At 75.4% G+C, this 21,538-nt stretch carries 17 protein-coding genes, 1 tRNA gene and 1 pseudogene; 2 read left to right on the top strand and 17 right to left on the bottom strand.

Annotated features, from left to right (window positions below; genetic code table 11):
* Nucleotides 1–27 precede the first annotated feature (27 nt).
* The 3 genes from G446_RS0100405 to polA all read right to left on the bottom strand — a co-directional run bounded on the left by G446_RS0100405 (nt 28) and on the right by polA (nt 6,393).
* Nucleotides 28–1,761 carry a hypothetical protein gene (locus G446_RS0100405; protein WP_026408631.1) on the bottom strand — a complete coding sequence of 578 codons (1,734 nt, stop codon included), beginning with the start codon at nt 1,759–1,761 and terminating at the stop codon, nt 28–30.
* 174 nt (nt 1,762–1,935) lie between these two features.
* Nucleotides 1,936–3,378 (bottom strand): 30S ribosomal protein S1, encoded by a 1,443-nt coding sequence (gene rpsA, locus G446_RS0100400; RefSeq protein WP_026408630.1) that lies wholly within the window; start codon nt 3,376–3,378, stop codon nt 1,936–1,938.
* Between the two features lie 225 nt (nt 3,379–3,603).
* Nucleotides 3,604–6,393, bottom strand: a complete 2,790-nt coding sequence (gene polA / locus G446_RS0100395; protein ID WP_026408629.1) for a DNA polymerase I — start codon at nt 6,391–6,393, stop codon at nt 3,604–3,606.
* Between the two features lie 17 nt (nt 6,394–6,410).
* On the opposite strand from polA, the gene G446_RS0100390 reads away from it, so the two are divergent.
* Nucleotides 6,411–6,953, top strand: coding sequence for a PaaI family thioesterase (locus G446_RS0100390; RefSeq protein ID WP_026408628.1), 543 nt, complete (start codon nt 6,411–6,413; stop codon nt 6,951–6,953).
* Nucleotides 6,954–6,973: 20 nt separating this feature from the next.
* Here G446_RS0100390 and G446_RS0100385 read toward each other — a convergent pair whose 3' ends face one another.
* Nucleotides 6,974–7,624: an ANTAR domain-containing response regulator gene (locus G446_RS0100385; RefSeq protein WP_034468509.1), complete on the bottom strand. Its 651-nt coding sequence runs from the start codon at nt 7,622–7,624 to the stop codon at nt 6,974–6,976.
* 38 nt (nt 7,625–7,662) lie between these two features.
* On the opposite strand from G446_RS0100385, the gene G446_RS0100380 reads away from it, so the two are divergent.
* Nucleotides 7,663–7,736 (top strand) — tRNA-Leu (locus tag G446_RS0100380).
* Between the two features lie 86 nt (nt 7,737–7,822).
* On the opposite strand, the gene pyk is transcribed toward G446_RS0100380, so the two are convergent.
* The 13 genes and pseudogenes from pyk to G446_RS15035 form a co-directional block, all read right to left on the bottom strand.
* On the bottom strand, nt 7,823–9,256 hold the full coding sequence (gene pyk / locus G446_RS0100375) for a pyruvate kinase (protein ID WP_026408626.1): 1,434 nt from the start codon (nt 9,254–9,256) through the stop codon (nt 7,823–7,825).
* Between the two features lie 32 nt (nt 9,257–9,288).
* Entirely contained in the window at nt 9,289–10,266 is a 978-nt protein-coding gene (gene lgt / locus G446_RS15060; protein ID WP_156916452.1) for a prolipoprotein diacylglyceryl transferase, read from the bottom strand.
* The gene (locus G446_RS0100365) at nt 10,267–11,091 is read right to left on the bottom strand and encodes an indole-3-glycerol phosphate synthase TrpC (protein WP_026408625.1); all 825 of its coding nucleotides are present in this window, start codon (nt 11,089–11,091) and stop codon (nt 10,267–10,269) included.
* A 116-nt stretch (nt 11,092–11,207) separates the two neighbouring features.
* Nucleotides 11,208–11,567, bottom strand: a complete 360-nt coding sequence (gene hisI / locus G446_RS20720; RefSeq protein ID WP_245574517.1) for a phosphoribosyl-AMP cyclohydrolase — start codon at nt 11,565–11,567, stop codon at nt 11,208–11,210.
* Nucleotides 11,568–11,594: 27 nt separating this feature from the next.
* Nucleotides 11,595–12,362, bottom strand: a pseudogene (gene hisF, locus G446_RS15055) (imidazole glycerol phosphate synthase subunit HisF); the annotation flags it as partial.
* Between the two features lie 70 nt (nt 12,363–12,432).
* Nucleotides 12,433–13,734, bottom strand: a complete 1,302-nt coding sequence (locus G446_RS15050; protein ID WP_051285502.1) for an FKBP-type peptidyl-prolyl cis-trans isomerase — start codon at nt 13,732–13,734, stop codon at nt 12,433–12,435.
* 28 nt (nt 13,735–13,762) lie between these two features.
* Nucleotides 13,763–15,184: a Pup--protein ligase gene (gene pafA / locus G446_RS0100345; protein ID WP_026408624.1), complete on the bottom strand. Its 1,422-nt coding sequence runs from the start codon at nt 15,182–15,184 to the stop codon at nt 13,763–13,765.
* A gap of 1 nt (nt 15,185) precedes the next feature.
* On the bottom strand, nt 15,186–15,359 hold the full coding sequence (locus G446_RS0100340; RefSeq protein WP_026408623.1) for a ubiquitin-like protein Pup: 174 nt from the start codon (nt 15,357–15,359) through the stop codon (nt 15,186–15,188).
* A complete protein-coding gene (locus G446_RS15045; protein ID WP_034468506.1) occupies nt 15,356–17,083 on the bottom strand; it encodes a proteasome accessory factor PafA2 family protein in 1,728 nt (575 codons plus the stop codon). The genes G446_RS0100340 and G446_RS15045 overlap by 4 nt, the downstream gene beginning before the upstream one ends.
* Nucleotides 17,080–18,705, bottom strand: coding sequence for a proteasome ATPase (gene arc / locus G446_RS0100330; protein ID WP_026408622.1), 1,626 nt, complete (start codon nt 18,703–18,705; stop codon nt 17,080–17,082). Before arc ends, G446_RS15045 begins: the two co-directional genes overlap by 4 nt.
* Nucleotides 18,698–19,780, bottom strand: coding sequence for a tRNA (adenine-N1)-methyltransferase (locus G446_RS15040; protein WP_034468504.1), 1,083 nt, complete (start codon nt 19,778–19,780; stop codon nt 18,698–18,700). The genes arc and G446_RS15040 overlap by 8 nt, the downstream gene beginning before the upstream one ends.
* Nucleotides 19,773–20,663, bottom strand: coding sequence for a class I SAM-dependent methyltransferase (locus G446_RS0100320; RefSeq protein ID WP_026408621.1), 891 nt, complete (start codon nt 20,661–20,663; stop codon nt 19,773–19,775). The genes G446_RS15040 and G446_RS0100320 overlap by 8 nt, the downstream gene beginning before the upstream one ends.
* 44 nt (nt 20,664–20,707) lie before the next feature.
* Nucleotides 20,708–21,538 (bottom strand): polysaccharide deacetylase family protein, encoded by an 831-nt coding sequence (locus tag G446_RS15035; RefSeq protein ID WP_026408620.1) that lies wholly within the window; start codon nt 21,536–21,538, stop codon nt 20,708–20,710.

Below are 21,538 nucleotides of genomic sequence, written 5' to 3'. Positions count from 1 at the left end.
CCGGCGGCCGCTCCTCGCTCAGGAGCCTCAGGAGGCCCGCTCGCCGCCCTCCTCGGATCTGCGCGCGGCCCCGCCGCGCGAGCGCCGCCCCCCGTGGCCGCGGCCGAAGGGCGCCACGGCCGCCTCCACCGCCGTCAGGCGCTCGGCCACGCCCCGCGGCGCGGTGCGGCAGCGCTCGAGCTGGGTGCGCGCGCGCTTGCAGAACTCGCGCGCGGCGCTGGCCCGGCCGTGGTCCTCCTCCACGCCCCGGGCGACCTCCTCGGCGATGATCGTCAGCGCCTGGGCGGCGGAGGCCGGGTCCCCGATCGCCTCGACGACGACGCCGGCCCGCTCCCCCGCCCGCGACGCCCCCCAGTCGCCCGCCTCCTGGCGCACCCGCTCCCACGAGGCCGAGGCCGCCCGGGCGTCGCGATGGCGGGCGGCCGTCTGCGCGGCGATGGTCAGGCTCGCCACCACCAGCTCGGACCACCCCTGGGACAGGCACAGCTCGGCGGTGTCCAGGGCCTCCTTCTCCGCGCGCTCATCGGCGCCCAGCGCCAGCAGGAGCCGGCAGAAGGCGATGCGCAGGTCGACGACCGTCTCCAGCTGGGAGTCGTCGGTCACGGCCGCCAGCGACTGGCTCACGGTCTCGGCGGTGACCAGCGCGCGCTCGTGCACCGAGTCCAGGCCGTAGCCGTTGGCCAGCACGAGCAGCTCGCGCACCTGGCCCAGGAGCCGGCCCTGGTTGCCCAGGGTGGCGCGGTCGGCGACCACGCCCGTCACGGTCCCGTAGGAGCGCGAGGCCAGGGAGCGGGCCTCGGCCGCCATGCGGCTCTCCGCCCAGAAGGACACCCCGTTGTTGCCGTTGCGCGCGTCGAAGCGCACGGCCAGGGCCCGCACGAAGGCGGTCACGGCGTCGTAGGCCCGCACGACGGGGTCCCAGCCGGTGACCTTCAGGTCGCCCCAGGGCGTGCGCCAGTCGATCGTGGAGCCCAGGGCGTTGGACCCGTAGCCCGCGCGGTTGGCCTCGCGCAGCACCAGGCTCGCCCCGACGGCGGCGTTGAGCAGGGACCAGGCGGTGGCCTGCCCCGGGTCGGCCGGCCCCGAGTGGCGCATGAGGGCCAGCCCCCGCTCCCACTGCCCCGACAGCCCCAGGTACTCCAGCTCATCGCCCAGCACCCGCAGCCGCAGGCTCTCGGGCACCGCCAGCAGCGTCAGCGACATGAGGGCGTCCTCCGCCTCCACCCGCCCGCCGCGCGCCAGGTGCGGCAGCAGGCCGGCCGCCAGGGTCAGGGCCGTGCCCGCGGGGTCGGCGTCGGGACGGGCGGGGGTCGCCGTCGTGGTGCGGATGACCCCGGAGTAGTCGTCGTGCAGGCGGGCGGTGGTGAGCGTCGCCTCGGCGTCGGGCTCGCCGAAGGAGAACAGCCGCGCCGTGCGCAGCTGCTCAATGGCCTCGGCGCGCAGGCCCAGGACCGCGCACAGCTCCACCCGCGCGTACCGCAGGGGCAGGGTCGAGGCCGACACCGCGGACCGCAGGGCCTCGCACACCGCCGCGGCCCGCTCCAGGTCCTCCCGACTGCGGTCGGGATCCTCCCCCAGGGCGGCGACCCAGACCCGGTCCACGGCCATGAGCGGCTCGGCGACGGCGCGCGCCTGGGCCCCGGTGGGCTCCGCATCGGGGGGATCCTCCACGAGCAGGCGGCTCAGGAGCTCCTGGGCGCTGCGCCCCCGCGGATCGCCCGCCCCCGCGATGAGATCGGGCAGCTCACCCCAACTGGTCATCGTCAGTTCCCCTCCGCTTTCCGATTCCGGGGCGTCGCCCGCAAACGACAGCAGACTGGCACGAGTCGGGCGCCGGCGCGATGGGGACGCCGCCCCGTCCCGGCTCCGATCGACGCCCGCCGCGCCCGCCGGCGGCGGACGGGACGGGCGTCGATCGGTCGTGGCCGGATCGTCTCAGTTGCCGGTCAGCTTCTCGCGCAGGGCGGCCAGCGCCTCGTCGGAGGCCAGCGTGCCGGTGGCCTCCGAGGCGGCCGAGGAGTAGGAGGCGGACCCGGCGTCGCCGGGGTCGGCGTCCCGCTCCATGGCCCGGGCGACCTGGGCCTTGTGGGCCTCCCAGCGCTCGTGGGCGGCGGCGTACTCCGCCTCCCAGGCCTCGCGCTGGGCGTCGTAGCCCTCGAGCCACTCGTTGGTCTCCGGGTCGAAGCCCTCGGGGTACTTGTAGTTGCCGTTCTCGTCGTACTCCGCGGCCATGCCGTACAGCGAGGGGTCGAAGTCCTCGGAGTTGGGGTCCACGCCCTCGTTGGCCTGCTTGAGGGACAGCGAGATGCGGCGGCGGTCCAGGTCGATGTCGATGACCTTGACGAAGACCTCGTCGCCGACCTTGGCGACCTGCTCGGGGACCTCCACGTGGCGCTGGGCCAGCTCGGAGATGTGCACCAGGCCCTCGATGCCGTCCTCGACGCGCACGAACGCGCCGAAGGGGACGAGCTTGGTGACCTTGCCGGGCACGACCTGGCCGATGGCGTGGGTGCGGGCGAAGGCCTGCCAGGGGTCCTCCTGGGTCGCCTTGAGCGACAGGGACACGCGCTCGCGGTCGAAGTCGACCTCCAGGACCTCGACGGTGACCTCCTGGCCGACCTCGACGACCTCGGAGGGGTGGTCGATGTGCTTCCAGGACAGCTCGGAGACGTGGACCAGGCCGTCGACGCCGCCCAGGTCCACGAAGGCGCCGAAGTTGACGATGGAGGAGACCACGCCGGAGCGGACCTGGCCCTTCTGGAGGGTCTGGAGGAAGTTGGTGCGCACCTCGGACTGCGTCTGCTCCAGGTAGGCGCGGCGGGAGAGAACCACGTTGTTGCGGTTCTTGTCGAGCTCGATGATCTTGGCCTCGAGCTCACGGCCGACGTAGGGCTGCAGATCGCGCACGCGGCGCATCTCGACCAGGGAGGCGGGCAGGAAGCCCCGCAGGCCGATGTCGAGGATGAGGCCGCCCTTGACGACCTCGATGACGGTGCCGGTGACGACGCCGTCCTCCTCCTTGACGCGCTCGATGGTGCCCCAGGCGCGCTCGTACTGGGCGCGCTTCTTGCTCAGGAGCAGGCGTCCCTCCTTGTCCTCCTTCTGGAGGACGAGGGCCTCGATCTCGTCGCCGACGGAGACGATCTCGTCGGGGTCGACGTCGTGCTTGATGGACAGCTCGCGAGCGAGGATGACGCCCTCGGTCTTGTAGCCGATGTCGAGGAGGACCTCATCGCGGTCGACCTTGACAACGGTGCCCTCGACGATGTCGCCGTCATCGAAGTACTTGATGGTCTGGTCGACGGCGGCGAGGATCTCCTCGGTCGAGCCGATGTCGTTGACGGCGACCGGGGCGGGGCTGGGCATGGTTGTGGTCATTGAGTGGGTGCTCCGAATACGGATGTGATGGTCGGGTGGGCAGAGCCGTGCGCACCCCTCGTCCCGGGCCAGCCCGGACTGGCACCGCGACTCGGTCGGGGACGTCAAGTCGCCCAGGAGCGCACTCAAGGGACTCTATCAGCATGCACCCAATCCGTAGCCTATGCGGTCCTGGGCAATCTGTATTCGCTATGCGTGGAATCCCTCACGTTCGCACCGGCTCCCTCAGTGGGCGGCCTCGCGCCAGGTCGTCCCGCGCCCCACCGAGACCTCCAGGGGCACGGACAGCTCCACGGCCCGCCCCATCTTGTCGCGCACGATCCGCTCGACCTCGTCGGCGTCGCCGGGGGCGACCTCCAGGAGGAGCTCGTCGTGGATCTGGAGCAGGACGCGGGAGGAGGCGCCCGCCCCGGCCAGCGCGTCGGCGACGTCGATCATCGCCTTCTTGATGATGTCGGCCGCGCTGCCCTGGATGGGGGCGTTGAGGGCCGCCCGCTCGGCCATCTCGCGCAGCCGGCGGTTGTCGCTGGTCAGATCCGGCAGGTAGCGGCGGCGCCCGAGGATCGTCTCGGTCCACCCGTCGACGCGGGCCCGCTCCACGACCCCCTCGAGGTAGTCGCGCACCTTCCCGAAGCGGTCGAAGTAGGCCTGGCGCAGGGCGATGGCCTCGGCGGAGTCGATGCCGAGCCGGCGGGCCAGGCCGAAGGCGGACAGCCCGTAGGCCAGCCCGTAGCTCATCGCCTTGATGCGGCTGCGCTGGGCGTCGGTGACCGCCCCGACGTCGATGTCGTGGACGAGGGCGGCGACGTAGCGGTGCAGGTCCTCCCCGCTGCGGAAGGCCTCGATGAGGGCCTCGTCCCCCGACAGGTGCGCCATGATGCGCATCTCGATCTGGGAGTAGTCGGCCGTGAGCAGGCACTCGTAGCCGCGCCCCACGACGAAGGCCTCGCGGATGCGCCGGCCCTCCTCGGTGCGCGCCGGGATGTTCTGCAGGTTCGGGTCGGTCGACGACAGCCGCCCGGTCGCGGCGATCGTCTGCTGGAAGGTCGTGTGGATGCGCCCGTCCGCCCCGATCGCCCTGCGCAGGCCCTCCACGGTCTGGCGCAGCTTGATGGCGTCGCGGTGCTCCAGCAGGCCGGCCAGGAAGGGGTGGGAGGTCTTGGCGTACAGGCCCGCCAGGGCCTCGGCGTCGGTGGTGTAGCCGGTCTTGGTCCTGCGGGTCCTGGGCATGCCCAGCTCGTCGAAGAGCACCGTCTGGAGCTGCTTGGGGCTGGAGAGGTTGAGCTCGTGGCCGGCCGCGGCCCAGGCGTCCTGGGCGGCGCGGGTCACGCGGGCGTCGAGCTCGGTCTCGCGCTCGGCGAGCACGGCGTCGTCGACGGCGATGCCGGCGTCCTCCATCTGGGCCAGCAGGGCCGCCACCGGCATCTCCAGGTCCGTGAACAGCACCTCGGCGCCGCGCTCGACCATCTGCGCCCGCAGGACGTCGTACAGCGGCAGGAGCACGGCGGCGCGGCGCGCGCAGGCCAGCAGCGCCCGCGGCGGGGCGTCGTCGGTCAGGGCCTCCAGGTCGAAGGCGCCCTGGGCGCCGCCCTCGTCCCCGGCGCCGTCCAGGGCCTCCAGGTCCAGGTCGAGCCAGCGCCGGGCCAGGGCGGCGACGTCGTAGCCGCGCTGCTCGGGGCGGCACAGGTAGCCGGCCAGCGAGGGGTCCGCGACGACCCCGTCGAGCTCCAGGCCGCGGGCGCGCAGGGCGTGCCAGACCCCCTTGGCGTCGGCCACGATCTTGGGGCGGTCCGCGTCGCCCAGGAGGCCGGCCAGCGCCCGCTCGTCGTCGGGGTCGACCAGCGCCAGGTCCAGGGCCAGGGCGCGCGCGCCGTCGCTCAGGGCCAGGAGCTGGGCGTCGCCCCGCTCCGGCGCCAGGACGCCGACGACGTCCAGGCCCAGGGGCCCGCCGCCCGCGTGGCGGTCGAGCCAGGCCCCCACGCCCCCGGGCTCGACCTGGCGGCCCAGGACGGCGATCTCCAGCGCCGCCAGGCGCTCGCGCACCGGGTCGGCGGAGCCGTCGCCGGAGCCGGCGGCGTCGCGGAAGGTCAGGACCCGCTGCGCGCGCCGGTGCAGGGTGCGCAGCTCCAGGGCCTCCATGATCCGGGCCAGCTCCTCGCGGCCAGCGCCGCCCGGGCGCAGGTCGCGCAGGGGGTCGATGCCCAGGTCGACGTCGGTGACGAGCCGGTTGAGGCGGCGGTTGCGCACCACGTCGTCGAGGTGCTCGCGCAGCGAGGCCCCCGCCCGGCCCCGGATCTGCCCGGCGTGGGCGATGACGCCGTCCAGGCCGTCGTAGAGGTTGAGCCACTTGGCCGCGGTCTTGGGCCCCACGCCCGGCACGCCGGGAAGGTTGTCGCTGGTCTCGCCCACCAGCGCCGCCAGGTGCGGGTAGCGCTCGGGGCCCACGCCGTAGCGCTCCCGCACCTGGGCGGGCGTCATGCGCCGCAGCGCGGAGACGCCCCTGACGGGGTAGAGCACGGTGCAGTTCTCGGTGATGAGCTGGAAGGAGTCGCGGTCGCCGGAGCACACCAGGACCTCCAGGCCCTCGGCCCGGGCCCGCGCGGCCAGGGTGGCCAGGACGTCGTCCGCCTCGTAGTCCGGGGCCGTCACGGCGCGCACCCCCATCGCCGCCAGGATGTCCTCGATGAGCTCGATCTGCCCGATGAAGGGCCGGGGCGTCTCGTCGCGGTTGGCCTTGTAGCCGGGGTACTGGCGGGTGCGGAAGGTGCCGCCCGGCAGGTCGAAGGCGACGGCCAGGTGGGTGGGCCGCTCCTGCTCCAGCAGGGACAGGAGCATGGAGATGAAGCCGTGCACGGCGTTGGTCGCCTGGCCGGTGGAGGTGGTGAAGGAGTCCACGGGCAGCGCGTAGTAGGCCCGGAAGGCCATGGAGTGGCCGTCGATGAGCAGCAGGCGCCCCGCCCGGGGGGCGCCGGGCGCGGCGTCGGGGTCGGATGGGCTGGTCTCGGTGGTGCTCACCGTGCCAGCCTAAGGGCATGAGCGAGCCCCACAGCCCCGTCCCGCACTCCGCCGACACCGCCGTCGCCTTCCCCGACTCCGGCACCGACCCCTTCCCGGTCCCGCGTCCGGCCGGTTCGGCCGTGTCCGCCGCCAGCGCGCTGCGACCGGCCCTGGAGCAGGCGGAGCGGGGGACCCTCATGGACACCCTGTCCATGGTGGTCCTCGAGCGCGGGGCGCAGCGCAGCGTCGTGCGCATGCCGGTGGAGGGCGCCCGCCAGGTAGCGGGGGTCCTGCACGGCGGCGCCACGGCCGCCCTCATCGAGACGGCCGCCTCCGTGGCCGCGCGGCGGGCGGCGCCCGCCGGGGCGGTGCCCGTGGGCGCCGGGCTCATGGTCGACCACCTGCGCCCGGTGCGCTCCGGCTACGTCACGGCCATCGCCTCCCCCGTCCACCAGGACCGGCGCACCTGCGTCTACGAGGTGAGGGTGAGCGACGACGAGGGCCGCGCCGTGGCCCGGGGCACGCTGCGCAGCCTGTACACCCGGCCCGACGCCCGGTCCGACGACGACGCGGCCTGACGGGGCCGGCGGCGCGCCCCTCAGTCCCGGTTCTTGGCCGGGCCCTTGGAGACGCCGCCGACCTGCTCGATGACGGCGTCGGCGACCTCGCGCATGGTCAGGCGGCGGTTCATGGAGGTCTTCTGCAGCCACCGGAAGGCCTCCGGCTCGCTCTGCCCCATCTTCTCCATGAGCAGGCCCTTGGCGCGGTCCACGCGCTTGCGGGTTTCGAAGCGCTCCTGGAGGTCGGCGATCTCGCCCTCCAGGGACCGGATCTCCTCGTGGCGCGACAGCGCGATCTCCAGGGCCGGAATGAGCTCGGCCGGGGTGAAGGGCTTGACGACGTAGGCCATGGCCCCGGCCGCCCCCGCGCGCTCGACCAGTTCGGTCTGGGAGAAGGCGGTGAGCATGACGACGGCGACGGAGTGCTTGTCGAGGATCTTCTCGGCGGCGGTAATGCCGTCCATGACGGGCATCTTGATGTCCATGACGCACAGGTCGGGCTCGTGCTCCTCGACGAGGCGCACGGCCTCCTCGCCGTCGGCGGCCTCGGCGACGACCTCGTATCCCGCCTCGGTGAGGGTCTCGACAATGTCGAGGCGGATGAGCGTCTCGTCCTCTGCGACGACGACGCGGCGACTGCGGGCGGTGGGGGTCTCAGGGGACGCGGATTGTTTGCTCACGATTCGCATATTAGTATGCTCCGCGCCGACGCACTCGCCGTCGCCGCGCCTCCGTAGCCCAATCGGCAGAGGCATCCGACTCAAAATCGGAGTGTTATGGGTTCGAATCCCATCGGAGGCACGGACCCGGGCGCGAACTCACGGGCGGGGCCCGCACCGTGATGGTGCGGGCCCCGCCCGGTCACCCGGTCCGGCCCGGGGAGTCCTTCAGGACCGGTAGTCGACCGTCTCGCCGACGGTGTGGACGCGGATGGAGTTCGTCGAGCCGGGGGTGCCCGGGGGCATGCCGGCGACGATGATGACCTCGTCGCCGGCGCGGGCCAGGTGCCTGGCCTGGAGGACCTCGTCGACCTGGGCGACCATCTCGTCGGTGTCGCTGACCTCGGGCACCTCGTAGGTGGTCACGCCCCAGGAGACGGACAGCTGGTTGCGCGTGGAGCGCAGCGGCGTGAAGGCGAGCAGCGGAATGGGCGAGCGCAGGCGCGAGAGCCTGCGGGCCGTGTCGCCGGACTGGGTGAAGGTCACCAGGTGGGTGACCTCGAGCTGGTCGCCCATCTCGGCGGCCGCCCGGGTGATCGCCCCGCCGCGGGTCTGCGGGTAGGAGCCCAGCGGGGCGATGCGGTCCCCGCCGTTGTCCTCGACGTTCTCGATGATGCGGGCCATGGTGCGCACGGCCTCGATGGGGTAGGCGCCCACGGAGGTCTCGCCCGAGAGCATGACGGCGTCGGCGCCGTCGAGAATGGCGTTGGCGCAGTCGGAGGCCTCGGCGCGGGTGGGGCGCGGGTTCTGGATCATGGACTCCAGCACCTGGGTGGCCACGATGACGGGCTTGGCCTGGCGGCGGGCGAGCTCGATGGCGCGCTTCTGGACCAGCGGGACGGCCTCCAGGGGCATCTCGACGCCGAGGTCGCCGCGGGCCACCATAATGCCGTCGAAGGCGGAGACGATCTCGAAGAGCTTGTCGACGGCCTGCGGCTTCTCGATCTTGGCGATGACGGGCAGGCGCACCCCGACCTCGTCCATGATGGCGTGGACGTCGTCGATGTCGGAGGCGCTGCGCACGAAGGACAGGGCGATCACGTCGGCGTCGGCCCGCGTCAGGGCCCAGCGCAGGTCCTCGCGGTCCTTCTCGCTCAGGGCGGGCACGGACACGGCCACGCCGGGCAGGTTGAGGCCCTTGTGGTTGGACACGTAGCCGGGGACCTCGACCTTCGTGATGACGTCGGTGTCCGTGACGGCGGTGACCCGCACCGCCACATTGCCGTCGTCGATGAGGAGGCGGTCGCCGGGCTTGCAGTCCCCCGGCAGGCCCTTGAAGGTCGTCGAGACGCGCTTGACGGTGCCCAGCACGTCGTCGATGGTGATGGTGAATTCGTCGCCCTTGTCGAGCTTGACCCTCTGGTCGCCCACGAAGGTGCCCAGGCGGATCTTGGGGCCCTGGAGGTCGACGAGCACGGCCACCGGGCGGCCGGAGGCCTCCGCCGCGGCCCGCACCCTGCCGATGAGCACCTCGGCCTCCTCGGCGCTGCCGTGGGAGCGGTTGATGCGGGCGACGTCCATGCCCGCGTCGACGAGCGCCTGCACCTGCTCAGACGATTCGGTGGCGGGTCCGAGGGTGCATACGATCTTGGCTCTGCGCATGGCCCCAGCCTACGGGACAACGGGCCCGGAGACTACCCGTTCGCACTCCGAGCCCGGTCGTCGTCGCCCGATCCCCCCTCCGTGTCGCCATTCGGACCATCGAGGGTCGCATGGCGGTCCTCATCGTCGGATCCGGCGTCGGCGGGGTCCGGCGCGGGGCCGACGGCGATGGCGTCGTCGGCCCCGCGCCGGCCGGCGGCGACGAAGCCGACCAGGCCCACCAGGAAGACGATCATCGCCGTCCACTCGTTCAGGCGCAGGCCCAGGACGACGGCGGCCTCGTCCACCCGCAGGTACTCGATCCAGGCGCGACCGGCCGTGTAGACCATGAGGTAGGCCCAGATGAGGCGCCCGCCCGTCGTCCCGTCGCGGCGCCTCAGGCGCCGCTCCAGCAGGACCAGCAGGGCCGCCCCCGCCAGGTTCCACAGCGCCTCGTAGAGGAAGGTCGGGTGGAACAGGGTTCCGGGGGCGCAGCCGGCCGGCAGGTGGGCGTCGTCGATCTCCAGGCCCCAGGGCAGCGCGGTGGGGGCGCCGAAGAGCTCCTGGTTGAACCAGTTGCCCACGCGCCCCACCGCCTGGGCCACGAGGAGGGCCGGGGCGACGGCGTCGGTCAGGGGGGCCAGGCGCAGTCCGCGCCGGCGCATGAGCCACGCGGCCGCCGCCAGCCCCGCGGCGACGCCGCCCCAGATGCCCAGTCCGCCCCGCCAGATCTGCACGATGCGGACGGGGTCGCCCCCCGGCCCGAAGTAGGCGTCCGGGGAGGTGATGACGTGGTACAGCCGGGCGCCGAGAATGCCCACGGGCACACTCAGCACGGCCACGTCCAGAACCGTGTCCCCGTCGCCGCCGCGCGCGCGGTAGCGCCTGGAGGTCCACCACACGGCGATGAAGACGCCCGCCAGGATGCACAGCGCGTAGGCGCGCAGCGAGAAGGGGCCCAGATGCCACGCGTTGCGCGAGGGGCTGGGGATCGAGGCGGGCGGGGCGGGCAGCGGGGCGATGGCGAGCACTCAGAGGACCTCTCGGCGGGTGGCGGTGAGCAGTGAGGGGTGGGAGCCCGCGGCCACGAGCTGGGCCACGAACTGCTGGGGGTCGGCGGAGCGAATGATCGCCTCGCCGACGAGGACCACGTCCGCCCCGGCCCGAGCGTAGTTCATGACGTCGTGCGCCCCGCTCACCCCGCCGGCGGCGATGCGGATGGTCGAGCCGGGCAGGACCTCGGCGACCTGCTCGAAGCGGGAGCGGTCCACCGCCCGGGTGCCGGGGTCGCGGGCGTCGACGGCCAGGGCGCGGGCGCCCGCGTGCACGGCGGTCAGGGCCTCGCGCCGGGAGTGGACCCCGACGACCGCGAGCATCCCCAGGGAGTGGGTCCGGTCGATGAGCGACTCCAGGACGAGGGTGGCCGTGCGCGCGTCGAGCATGAGCAGGTCCGCCCCGTGGGCGCGGGCCTCGTGGACCTGGTAGGGCGTGACGACCAGGTCATTGACCAGGACGGGCACGTCCACGGCGCCCCGCACGGCGTCGAGGTCCTCCAGGGCGCCGTGGGAGCGCAGCGGCTCGGTGACCACCGAGACGCAGGCCGCCCCCCCGGCCTCGTAGAAGCGCGCCAGGACCGCGACGTCGCCGACCCCGGTCAGGTCGGCGAAGTCGGCCGTGGCGCGCTTGACCTCGGCGATGACGGACACGGCCCGGCCGCGCGAGCGCAGGACGGCGGCCGCATTGAGGGTCGGGGGCGCGGTGCGCACCAGCTCGCGCAGGTGCTCCAGCGGCAGGCGCCGCTGGCGGGCCCGCACGGCGGCGCGGGCCGCCTGGGCGAGCTCCTCGAACCTGTTCACCGCTGCACCTCCTGACCCCGAGCGGCGGTCCCGACCGGGCCCGCACGACGGCGCCCCGGTCCGCTCATAGTCCTCGGCGGCGGGCCGCCGTGGCAAATCAGGGCGGCGAGCCGGCGTCAGGAGGCCGGCCGGCGCCCGACAACGGCCCCCAGGTCCCCGCCGGCGGCGAAGCAGCTGCGGGCCCCGGTGTGGCAGGCGGCGCCGACCTGGTCGACGCGCACCAGCAGAGCGTCGCCGTCGCAGTCCAGGGCCACGGACCTGACGTACTGATGGTGGCCGGAGGTGTCGCCCTTGCGCCAGTACTCCCGGCGGGAGCGCGACCAGAAGGTCACGCGCCCCTGGGTCAGGGTGCGGCGCAGGGCCTCGTCGTCCATCCAGCCGACCATGAGCACCTCGCCGGAGTCGTACTGCTGGACGACGGCCGCCACCAGCCCGGCGGCGTCGCGCTTGAGGCGGGCGGCGAGCGCCGGGTCCAGACGGGCGGCGGGGGCGGCGGGCGCGGTCCTGACCGGGTGGCCCGCCCGCCGCAGGGCCTCCTTGGCGTCGGCCACCGTCAGGGTCCCGTAGTGGAAGACGCTGGCGGCCAGGACGGCGTCGGCGCCGTGGTCGGCGGCGGCGGCGAAGTCCTCCGCCCGCCCCGCCCCACCGGAGGCGATGAGGGGCACGCGCACGCGCTCGCGCACGGCGTCGAGCATGTCCAGGTCGAAGCCGCCCGTGACGCCGTCGGCGTCCATGGAGTTGAGCAGGATCTCCCCGGCCCCCAGGTCGGCGGCCCGCCGCGCCCACTCCAGGGCGTCGACGCCGGTGGAGCGGGTGCCCCCGTGGGTGGTGACCTCGTAGCCCGACGGCGTGCTCACCCCCGGCGGGCAGCGGCGGGCGTCGAGGGACAGGACGAGGACCTGCTCACCGAAGCGCTCGGCGACCTCGGACAGCAGCTCGGGGCGGGCGATCGCCGCCGTATTGACGCCGACCTTGTCGGCCCCCGCCCGCAGCAGCGCGTCGACGTCCCCGACGCCGCGCACTCCGCCGCCCACCGTCAGGGGCACGAAGACCTGCTCGGCCGCGGCCGCGACGACCTCCAGCATGGTGGCGCGCCCCTCGCGGGAGGCGGACACGTCGAGGAAGGTGATCTCGTCCGCGCCCTGCGCGTCGTAGCGCCGGGCCAGCTCGACGGGGTCCCCGGCGTCGCGCAGGCCGGTGAAATTGACGCCCTTGACCACCCGCCCGTCCTTGACGTCGAGGCAGGGGATGACGCGGACGGCGACGCTCATCGGTGGCTCCTTCGCGGCGGGCGCTTGCGGGGGTGCGGACCGGACCAGGGTAGCGCCCGCGGGCCCCGGCTCAGGGCGTGGCCGGCGCGGAGGCGGCGTCGGACGGGGCGGCGCCGCCCTCGACGATGGCCAGGACGTCGACGACGACCGCGACCGGCTCGTCCCCGCGCGCCTGGTCCGCCGGCAGCGACAGGACGACCCGCGAGCCGACGGGAACGTCGACCAGGCCCTGGGCCAGCCCGGCCAGGGTGTCGGTCATGTCGATGGTGCCCAGGGCCGCCGTCCAGCCGTAGTTCGTGGTGCGGACCGTGCCCCCGGACCAGGACACGATGGTGTAGCGGGCCACGATCGTATCGGTGGCGGAGACCTGGCTCCCCTCCCCCCGGATGACGACGGCGGCGGTGGAGCGGGTGGGGGCGGCCAGCCCGGTCAGGCCCACGGAGACGGTGCCGTCCTCGGCCAGGGCGACGCTCGGCGTCCCGGCGGCGGGCGTCTGCGCCGCGCCCGCGGCGAGGGTGGGCAGGACGTCGACGACCGTCACCTCGGCGACCCTCCCGCCGCTGCTCTCGACGGACGAGCGCAGGACGATGCGCGAGCCCTCGGCGGCCTGGACGACGGCCGCGTCGATGGCCTCGCCGACGACACCGGCGTCCAGGCGGCGGAAGAACAGGCGCCTGCCCGAGGGCGAACCCGTGGTGTTGGCGCCGTCGGTCCCGGAGAAGCGCGAGACCGACAGGAGCACGCCGTCGCCCTCGTTCACGGTCCGTCCCGTCCCCTGGACGACGACGTCGGTGATGACCTGCTCGGGCGCGGGCGGGGCGAGCACGCCCTTGAGGGACAGGGCCGGGGTCGAGCCGATCCTGCCGGTGACGGTCAGGGCCGAGTCGATCGGGGCGTCGGCGGCCAGCGTCACCCCGCCCCCGCCGCCCGCCGTGGCGCCCCCCAGGATGCGCCCGGCGCCGCTGCGCGACAGGACGACGGGCACGGCGATGATCGCGACCACGACGACGATCGTGAGGATGACGGCCACCGCGCCCCGCGGCCGCCTGCGGCCCAGGGTCGCGCCGACGGCCCGCTGGGCGCCGGTGACGGTGGGCGGTTCGGGGGGCGCGGACGCCCGCGAGCGCCGCTCGGGCGGGGAGGCGATGGACCTGCGCCGGGGCCGGTCCGCCGCCGGGGCGGGGGGCGCGGCCCACTCGGGGGACGCGGCCCACTCGGGGGGCTCGGGGGATGCGGCCGGGGTCGGGGCGGAGTGGGCGGCGGCCCGGCGGGCGCGCTCGGCCTCGGCGGCGCGGGCGCGCTCGATCTCGCGCAGTCTCCTGCGGGTCAGCGGCCGCCCGTCGGCCGGGGTGGGGTGCTGGTCGGGTGTCATCGGGAGGCGAGTATCTCAGATCCGGGGTTCAGATGGTCGGCGGCCAGGAGCCGGCGGGGGCGTCCCGGCGGGCCATGGCCTCCAGGAGGGCGTCGACGCGCTCGTCGGTGCGGGCGAAGGGGTCGCGCAGGGCCAGCGGCGGGGTCCGCCCGTCGTCGAGGCGCAGGTTGACCCAGTCGACGGTGAGGTCGCGGCGCAGGTCCTGGGCCAGGGCCACGGCGGCGCCGCGCAGGCGCGCCCGGGTGGTGGCGGGCGGGGTGTCGACGGCGGCCCGGCAGCGGTCCTCGTCGACGAGGCGGTGCAGCAGTCCGGCCCGTTCCAGCTTCGGGCGCAGGCCCGTCCCGGGGTCCACGTCGTGGTAGGCCAGGGCCAGGCGGGCGACGCGGGGGTCGTCCAGGCCGGTGCCGGCGCGCCGGGCGTAGCGGGTCAGGAGCTGGTGCTTGGCCGCCCAGTCGAGGTCGGCGGCCACGTCCTGGGGCCGGCCGCGGGCGACGGCGTCCAGGCCCCTCTCCCACAGGTCCAGGGCGCGGCGGTGCGACTCGCTCAGGTCGAGGTCGGCGGCGTGGGCGCGCACGCGCGCCAGGTGCTCGGTCTGCAGGTCGATGGGGGTGATGGTGCGCCCGTCGGCGAGCTCCAGGGGGGTGCGCCCGCTCAGGTCGTGGCAGACCCGGCGGATCTCGCTCATGGGGCGGGCGAGCCGGAGGTCGGCCAGGGAGCCGCCCTTCTCCAGGTAGTCCAGGAGCAGGTCCATGGCGGCGACCTTGAGGAGGGTGGATCCCTGGGCGATATTGGAGTCGCCGACGATGACGTGCATGCGCCGGTAGCGGGTCGCGTCGGCGTGGGGCTCGTCGCGGGTGTTGATCAGGGGGCGGGAGCGGGTGGTGGCGGAGGAGACGGCGTCCTCCATCTGGTCAGCGCGCTGGGAGAAGACGTAGCGGGCGGGGGCCCCGTCGGCGCCGGGCAGGACGTGTCCGGCGCCGACGAGGATCTGGCGGGTGACGAGGTGGGGCACGAGGGTGCGGGCGTCGTTCCAGAAGTCCGCGCGGCGGCGCACGAGGTAGTTCTCGTGGCACCCGAATCCGGCGCCGGCGGAGTCGGTGTTGTTCTTGAGCAGGTGGATGCGCCCGGGCACGCCCCGGGCGGCCAGGTCGGCGTTGGCCCGGGCGGCCAGGTCGGCCATGGTGATCTCGCCGGCGCGATCCTGGGCGAGCAGGTCGGTCAGGCGGTCGCACTCGGCGGTGGCGTACTCGGGGTGGGAGCCCACGTCGAGGTAGAGGCGGGCGCCGCCGCGGGTGAAGGCGTTGGAGGTGCGGGAGCGGGCGATGACGGGTTCGAACAGGAGGCGCGCGGCGCGGTCGGCGTCCAGGGGCGGGGCGCCGCCGGTGGTGGAGGCGCAGGTGATGCCGTACTCGGTCTCGATGCCGTAGATGCGGCGCGCCGGAGCGCCCACCTCACTGGCCGCCCTTCTGGACGAATCCCTGGACGAAGGCGGCGGCGTCGGTCTCCAGGACGGCGTCGATCTCGTCGAGGATGTCGTCGACGCCGCCGGTGCGGGTCTGCCCGGCCGCGGGGGCGGGGTCGGGCTCGGCGGGGGCGGTGGGCTGGATCTGCTCGTTGAGGCTCATGGGGCCAGTGTCCCCCCGTCGGCGGGGCCGGTCCCAATCGCGTCGCGCAGGGCGGCCAGGAGCTCCTCGGCGGTGGCGGCGTCGGCGCGCACGGAGTCGGGCAGGGCCAGCCGGGTCAGGCCGGGGCGGGCGGGGATGTCCAGGACGAGGCCGGTCCAGGAGGCGGCCACGACCTCGGCGAACTCGGCCACGGCGCGCCCGCGCACGGCGGCGCGGGTTCCGGCGGGGGGGCTGTCGGCGGCGGCCTCGATGGCGGCGTCGTCGGTCAGGCGCCGGGTGCGCCCGGCGCCGATGAGCCTGTCGGCGATCCCCCGGCCCTCGCGCAGGTCCGCCCACTGGATGTCCAGGGCGGCCAGGCGGGGGTCGTCCCAGTCCAGTCCGCCGCGGCGGCGCAGGCCCTGGCACACCCGGAGCTTGGCGAGCCACTCGACGTCGCGGGCGGCGGCGTCGGCGGCGGCCTCGTCCGCCGGGCGGGCGGCGCACGCCTCCAGGGAGGCGAGCACCTCGTCCCACAGGGCCAGCGCTCGGTGCGTGGCCCGTCCGGCGGCCCGGGTGCCGCCGTAGTCGGCGACGACGGCGGCGCGGATCTCCTCCAGGTGGGCGCGCTGGATCTCCAGGGCGGTGCGCGCCCCGGACTCGGTGGCCAGGGCGCGGCGCAGGGTCGGGTCGTGGGACAGGGCCCAGTGCTCCTCGACGGGGTCGGCGGTCAGCCGCAGCCGGGCCAGGGGGCCCGGCCCCTCGCCGCGCTCGTGGGCGCGCTCGAGGTACCACAGCAGCAGGCCGGTGGTGGCGACCTTGAGGTAGACGGGGGTCTCGAAGCGGTTGGCGTCGCCGTTGATGACGTGCAGGCGGCGCCAGCGGGCCGCGTCGGCGTGGGGCTCGTCGCGGGTGTTGACGATGGGGCGGTTGAAGGTGGTCTGCAGCCCGATGTCGCAGCCGACGTAGTCGGCCCTCTGGCTGATCTGGAAGCCGGGGCGCTGGGAGCGGGGGCCGATGCCCACGCGCCCCGCCCCGGCCACGACGGGCCGGGTGACCAGGAAGGGGATGAGGGCGGCGGCCAGGTCGGCGAAGGGGACGTCGCGGCGCACGAGGTAGTTCTCGTGGCTGCCGTAGGCGGCGCCCTTGCCGTCGACGTTGTTCTTGTAGAGCACGACCTGCTCCGGCCCGGCCCCGCCCCGCCCCCGGGCCAGGGCGGCCATGGCCCGGCGGGCGACGACCTCCCCGGCCCGGTCCCAGATGAGGGCGTCCAGGGGGGTGAGGACCTCGGGGGCGGCGTACTCGGGGTGGGCGTGGTCGACGTAGAGGCGGGCGCCGTTGGTCAGCACGGCGGTGGCGGGGCGGGGCAGGGCCGCCTCGGCGGCGCCGGGGCGGGCCCGCTCGCCCCAGGGGGCGGCCGGCCCGGGCGCACCGGGGGCGGTCTCCTCGCCGCCGGGGGCGGGCCGGTCGGGGTCGTCGGTGAGCAGGCTGGGGTGGGCGGCGGCGCGCTCCAGGCGGGTGCCGCGCAGGTCGGCCAGGGGGTCCTCGTCCTCGTAGTCCCAGCGCACGGCGGGGGCGGGCGCGCCGTCGGGCCCGGTCAGGGCGGGCCGGGAGACGGCGCCGTAGGCGGCGACGAGGCGGGAGGCCAGGGCGACGGGGTTGGCGCGGGGGTCGCCGGGCTTGAGGATGCCGTACTCGGTCTCCAGGCCGACGGGGCGCTCCACGGGCTGGGCGGGGTGATCGTTCACGCTTCCTCCCGGTCGGGGACGAGCCTGGTGACCGAGCGGATCCGCTCGCCCCGGCGGCCGATGAGGCGCTCCCGGCCCTCGGGGCCGGCGGCGGAGGCGATCTCCTCGTTCTGACGGGCCTCGACGGCGATGGCCTCCAGGAGGCGGGCGGTGGACAGCCCGCCGGGCCCGCCAGCGATCTCGTCCTTGATGGCGGCGGTCTTGGCGCGGGCGACGACGGCGGCGAGCATGGCGCCGCTGGCCAGGTCGGCCAGGTGGAGGGTTTCGCGCGCCCCGGAGGCGCAGACGACCTCCAGGACGGCGGTGGCGGGGGTGCGCGCGTACAGGGCGTCCACGGCGGCCCGGCGCATCGCCGCCGCGGCGGCCTGGCGGTCCCCGCCCGCCCCGGCCAGCTCCCCGGGATCCAGGGGCAGGTCGGCCCTCAGGTGCTTGGCGAGGATGTCGGCGGCGGCCTCGGCGTCGGGGCGGTCGATGCGGATCTTGACGTCCAGGCGGCCGGGGCGCAGGATCGCCGGGTCGATCATGTCCTCGCGGTTGGAGGCGCCGATGACGATGACGTTGCGCAGGGACTCCACGCCGTCGATCTCGGACAGGACCTGGGGGACGATCATGGTCTCGACGTCGGAGGACACGCCGGTGCCGCGGGTGCGCAGCAGGGCCTCCATCTCGTCGAAGAAGACGACCACGGGCCGGTCCTCGGCGGCCGCCTTGCGGGCCTGGACGAAGATGGCGCGGATCTGCCGCTCCGTCTCGCCCACGAATTTGCTCAGCAGCTCGGGGCCCTTGATGTTGAGGAAGGCGGCCGGGCGCCCGCCGGCGGAGTCGGCCAGGGATGTCGCCACCGCCTTGGCGATGAGGGTCTTGCCGCAGCCGGGCGGGCCGTACAGAAGCACGCCCTTGGGGGCGCGCAGGCCGTAGCCGCGGTAGAGCCCGGGGTGGGCGAAGGGCAGCTCGATGGCGTCGCGGATCCGGTCGATCTGGGGGCCGAGCCCGCCGATATCGGCCCAGGACACGTCCGGGGCCTCGGCGATGACGAGCTGCTCGACGCCGGTGCGCTCCACCAGGGCGGTGGCGAGGTCGGCGCGCAGATCCGCGACCAGGGTGTCGCCGGGCTTGAGGGCGGCGGGGTCGAGGCCCTCGGCCAGGGCCAGCACCCGGCTCGCCCCGCCTCCGGTGGTGACCAGGGCGCGGCGGGCGCCGAGGACCTCGTCGAGGGTGACGGCCTCGCCGGTGTCGGGGGCGGGCAGGGAGTCGACGACGAGCATCTGGTCGTTGACGGCCGCCAGCCGGCCGGCGCCCAGGGTCGCCGGGTCCAGGCCCGGGTGCAGGCCCAGGCGCATGGGCCGCCCGCCGAGCGCGACGTCGGCCTCGACGGGCCGGCCCTCCCCCCGGGACCGGGGGGCGGCGGTGAGCAGGCCGAGGGTGACGGGCGGGGCCGTGACGGCGTCGAGCTGGGCGCCCAGTTCGACGATGCGCTCGCGGGCGGCGGTGAGCGCGGCCGTCAGGCGCTCGTTCTTGGCGGCCAGGCTCGCGGCCTCGGCGCGGGCCTCGCGCAGCTGGTGGCTGGTGAAGGACGGCGAGGGCGGGGGCGGGCCCGGGGTCCGGGGCCGGGTCTCAGGCACGGGCGCCGCCCCCTTCGCCCTCACCGCGCGCCGGGGCGCCGGGCAGGACGGGGGTGGCGGCCCCGGGCCGCTTGGCGGCCGCGTCGCGCAGGACGCGGCGCACCTTCTTGTCGCTGCCGGTGCGCTCCCCCACGTCCCGGGGCTCCCAGTGGCCGGCCTCGTCGTAGGCGCCGCGGGCGGGCGGGCGGCGGCGGGTGAGCGGCCCGGAGCCGGCGGCCAGGCGGCGGGCGGCGATCAGGAAGCCGGTGTGGGCGACCATGCGGTGGTCGGGGCGCACGGACAGCCCGTCGACGTGCCAGGTGCGCACCATGGACTCCCAGGACTCGGGCTCGGTGAACCGGCCGCTGCGGCGCAGGGCCTCCACGGCGCGCGACAGCTGGGTGACGGTGGCGACGTAGACCAGGAGCACCCCGCCGGGCACGAGGGCGCGGGCGGACTCGTCCACGTTCTCCCAGGGGGCGAGCATGTCCAGCACGACGCGGTCGGCGCCGGCGTCGGGGACGCGGGCGGCGACGACGTCGGCGAAGTCGCCGGTGCGCAGCTCCCAGGCGGGGTGGGGCCCGCCGAACCAGGAGTCGACGTTGGAGGCGGCGATCGCCGCGAAGTCCTCGCGCCGCTCGATGGACAGCAGGCGCCCGGCCGGCCCGACGGCGCCCAGCAGGCTCATGGTCAGGGCCCCGGAGCCGACCCCGGCCTCGATGACGCGGGCGCCGGGGAAGATGTCGCCCATGGCGATGATCTGGCCGGAGTCCTTGGGGTAGACGACCTGGGCGCCCCGGGGCATGGACAGGACGTAGTCGGCCAGCAGCGGGCGCAGCAGGAGCAGCTCGTGGCCGGTGTCGGTGGTCAGGACGGTGCCCTCCTCCAGGCCGACGACGTCGCGGTGGCGGAAGCCGCCGCGACGGGAGCGGAAGCAGCCGTTCGGGTCGAGGTGGAAGGTGCTCTTGGCGCCCTTGGAGTCGGTGACCTGGATGCGCTCGCCGTAGCGGAAGGGGCCGCGCCGCCCGGCCGGGCCGAGGACCTCCTGGGTGGCGTGGCGCGGGGGGAGGCCGGGGCCGGCCTGCTGCTCACTCATCACCGCGCAGTGTAGTGGGGTCCGCGCCCGGCCGGCGGGCGACGACGACGAGCTGGAGGGGCAGCATCTCGCGCAGCGCCGGGTCGGCGAAGCGGTAGCCGCCCTCGCAGGGCTCCATGAGCTCGGGCCAGCGGCGCCAGGCGCTCACGCGGGTCTCGCCCACCTCCTCCAGGACGAGGCCCGCCCCCATCAGGGCGGTGAGGATCTCCCCCACCGCGTGGTTCCACTGGTGGTTGCGGGTGTGGGCGATGGGCGCGGCGTCCGCGGGCGCCTCCACGTAGGAGCCCTCGTCCTGCCAGGTCATGGGCTCGTCCTGCTGGAAGTAGGGCTCGTGGAGGGTGAGCCCGTGGGAGGCGTCGTCCCCCACGGCCATGAAGACGGGGTGGTCGTCGCGCAGGACGAGGCGCCCGCCGGTGCGCAGCAGACGGGCCACGACGCGCGCCCAGGCGCCGACGTCGGGCAGCCAGCACAGCACGCCCAGCGTGGTGTAGACCAGGTCGAAGTCCCCGGTCACGGCCCCGCGGGCCGCGTAGACGTTGGACTCGACCAGCTCGATGCGGGCCCCGGCCCGCCGCGCCAGGTCCCGGGCCCGCTCCAGCGACCGCGGGGACAGGTCGAGGCCGACGACGCGCCGCGCCCCCAGCCGGGCCAGGCTGATCGTGTCGAGTCCCAGGTGGCACTGGAGGTGGATGACGTCGAGGCCGGTCAGGTCCCCCAGGCGCCCCAGGTCGGCGGCGACGTCCTTCGTGAGCGCCGCGGGCGAGGCGAGCAGCTCGGCGATGCCGTAGCCGCAGGCCTCGTGGAGGGCGGCGCGGTCGTCCCAGTTGGCGCGGTTGTCGGCGAAGTGGGCGCGGTGCGCCGCACCGGGGTCCGGCTCGGTCATGGCGCCAGTGTAGCGGGGGGCTGGGCGGCCCCGGCGGACGGCGCCTACTGCGACTGGGAGGCGGCGAGCATCTGCGAGCCGGTCAGGAAGGTCATCCCCCGCTCCGCGAGCGCGACGAGGGAGTCGCCCACGGCCCGCAGCAGCTCCCGGTTGGGCTGGGTGCGCCCGTCGTGGCACAGGATGATCGAGCCGGCGTGGACGCGCGTCGTCAGGGCCCGGGCGTGCTCGACGTCGGGGGTGTGCTCGCTCCACAGCAGCAGGTCGAGCCCGCGTTCGGCGGCCACGGCCAGGGCGGGGGCGTCGATGCGCCCGTAGGGCGGGCGCCACAGCGCCGGTCGCGGGGCGCCGGCCGACTCGATGGCGGCGATGGTGCGGTCCACGTCGGCGCGCAGATGGGCGGCGTCGGCGCTGTAGACGTCGGTGTGGACCCAGTTGTGGACGCCGATCTCGTGGCCGGCCCCGGCCTCGCGGGCGATGAGCTCGGGGTGGGCGGCGGCGGCCTCGCCCAGGACGAAGAAGGTGGCGCTCAGGCCCGCGTCGGCGAGGATGTCCAGGACCAGCGGCGTCCAGGCGGGGTCGGGGCCGTCGTCGAAGGTGATGCAGGCGCGGGGGGCGTCGTCGGGGCCCTGGAGGAGGACGCGCGCGGTGAGGGCGCCGGGGCCCGTGGGCGCCGGGGCGACCCGGTCGGTGGGCGACAGGTGGGTGTCGAGGTGGTGGGTGAGGGCGGCGCCGGCTCCGGCGCCCAGGGCGCCGGAGGCCAGGAGGGCGGTGCCGGCCAGGGTCGTGCGCAGCAGGCGGCGCCTGCCGGGCGGGGCGCCGGCGTCGCCGGGGCCGGGGGCGGGCGCGTCGTCGGGGGTCGGGGCGGCGTCGGCCAT

The sequence above is a fragment of the Actinomyces dentalis DSM 19115 genome (genome assembly GCF_000429225.1).
Lineage (GTDB): Bacteria > Actinomycetota > Actinomycetes > Actinomycetales > Actinomycetaceae > Actinomyces > Actinomyces dentalis.
Note: the sequence above shows the minus strand (reverse complement) of the source record. Positions and strands in the feature narration are given on the sequence as shown.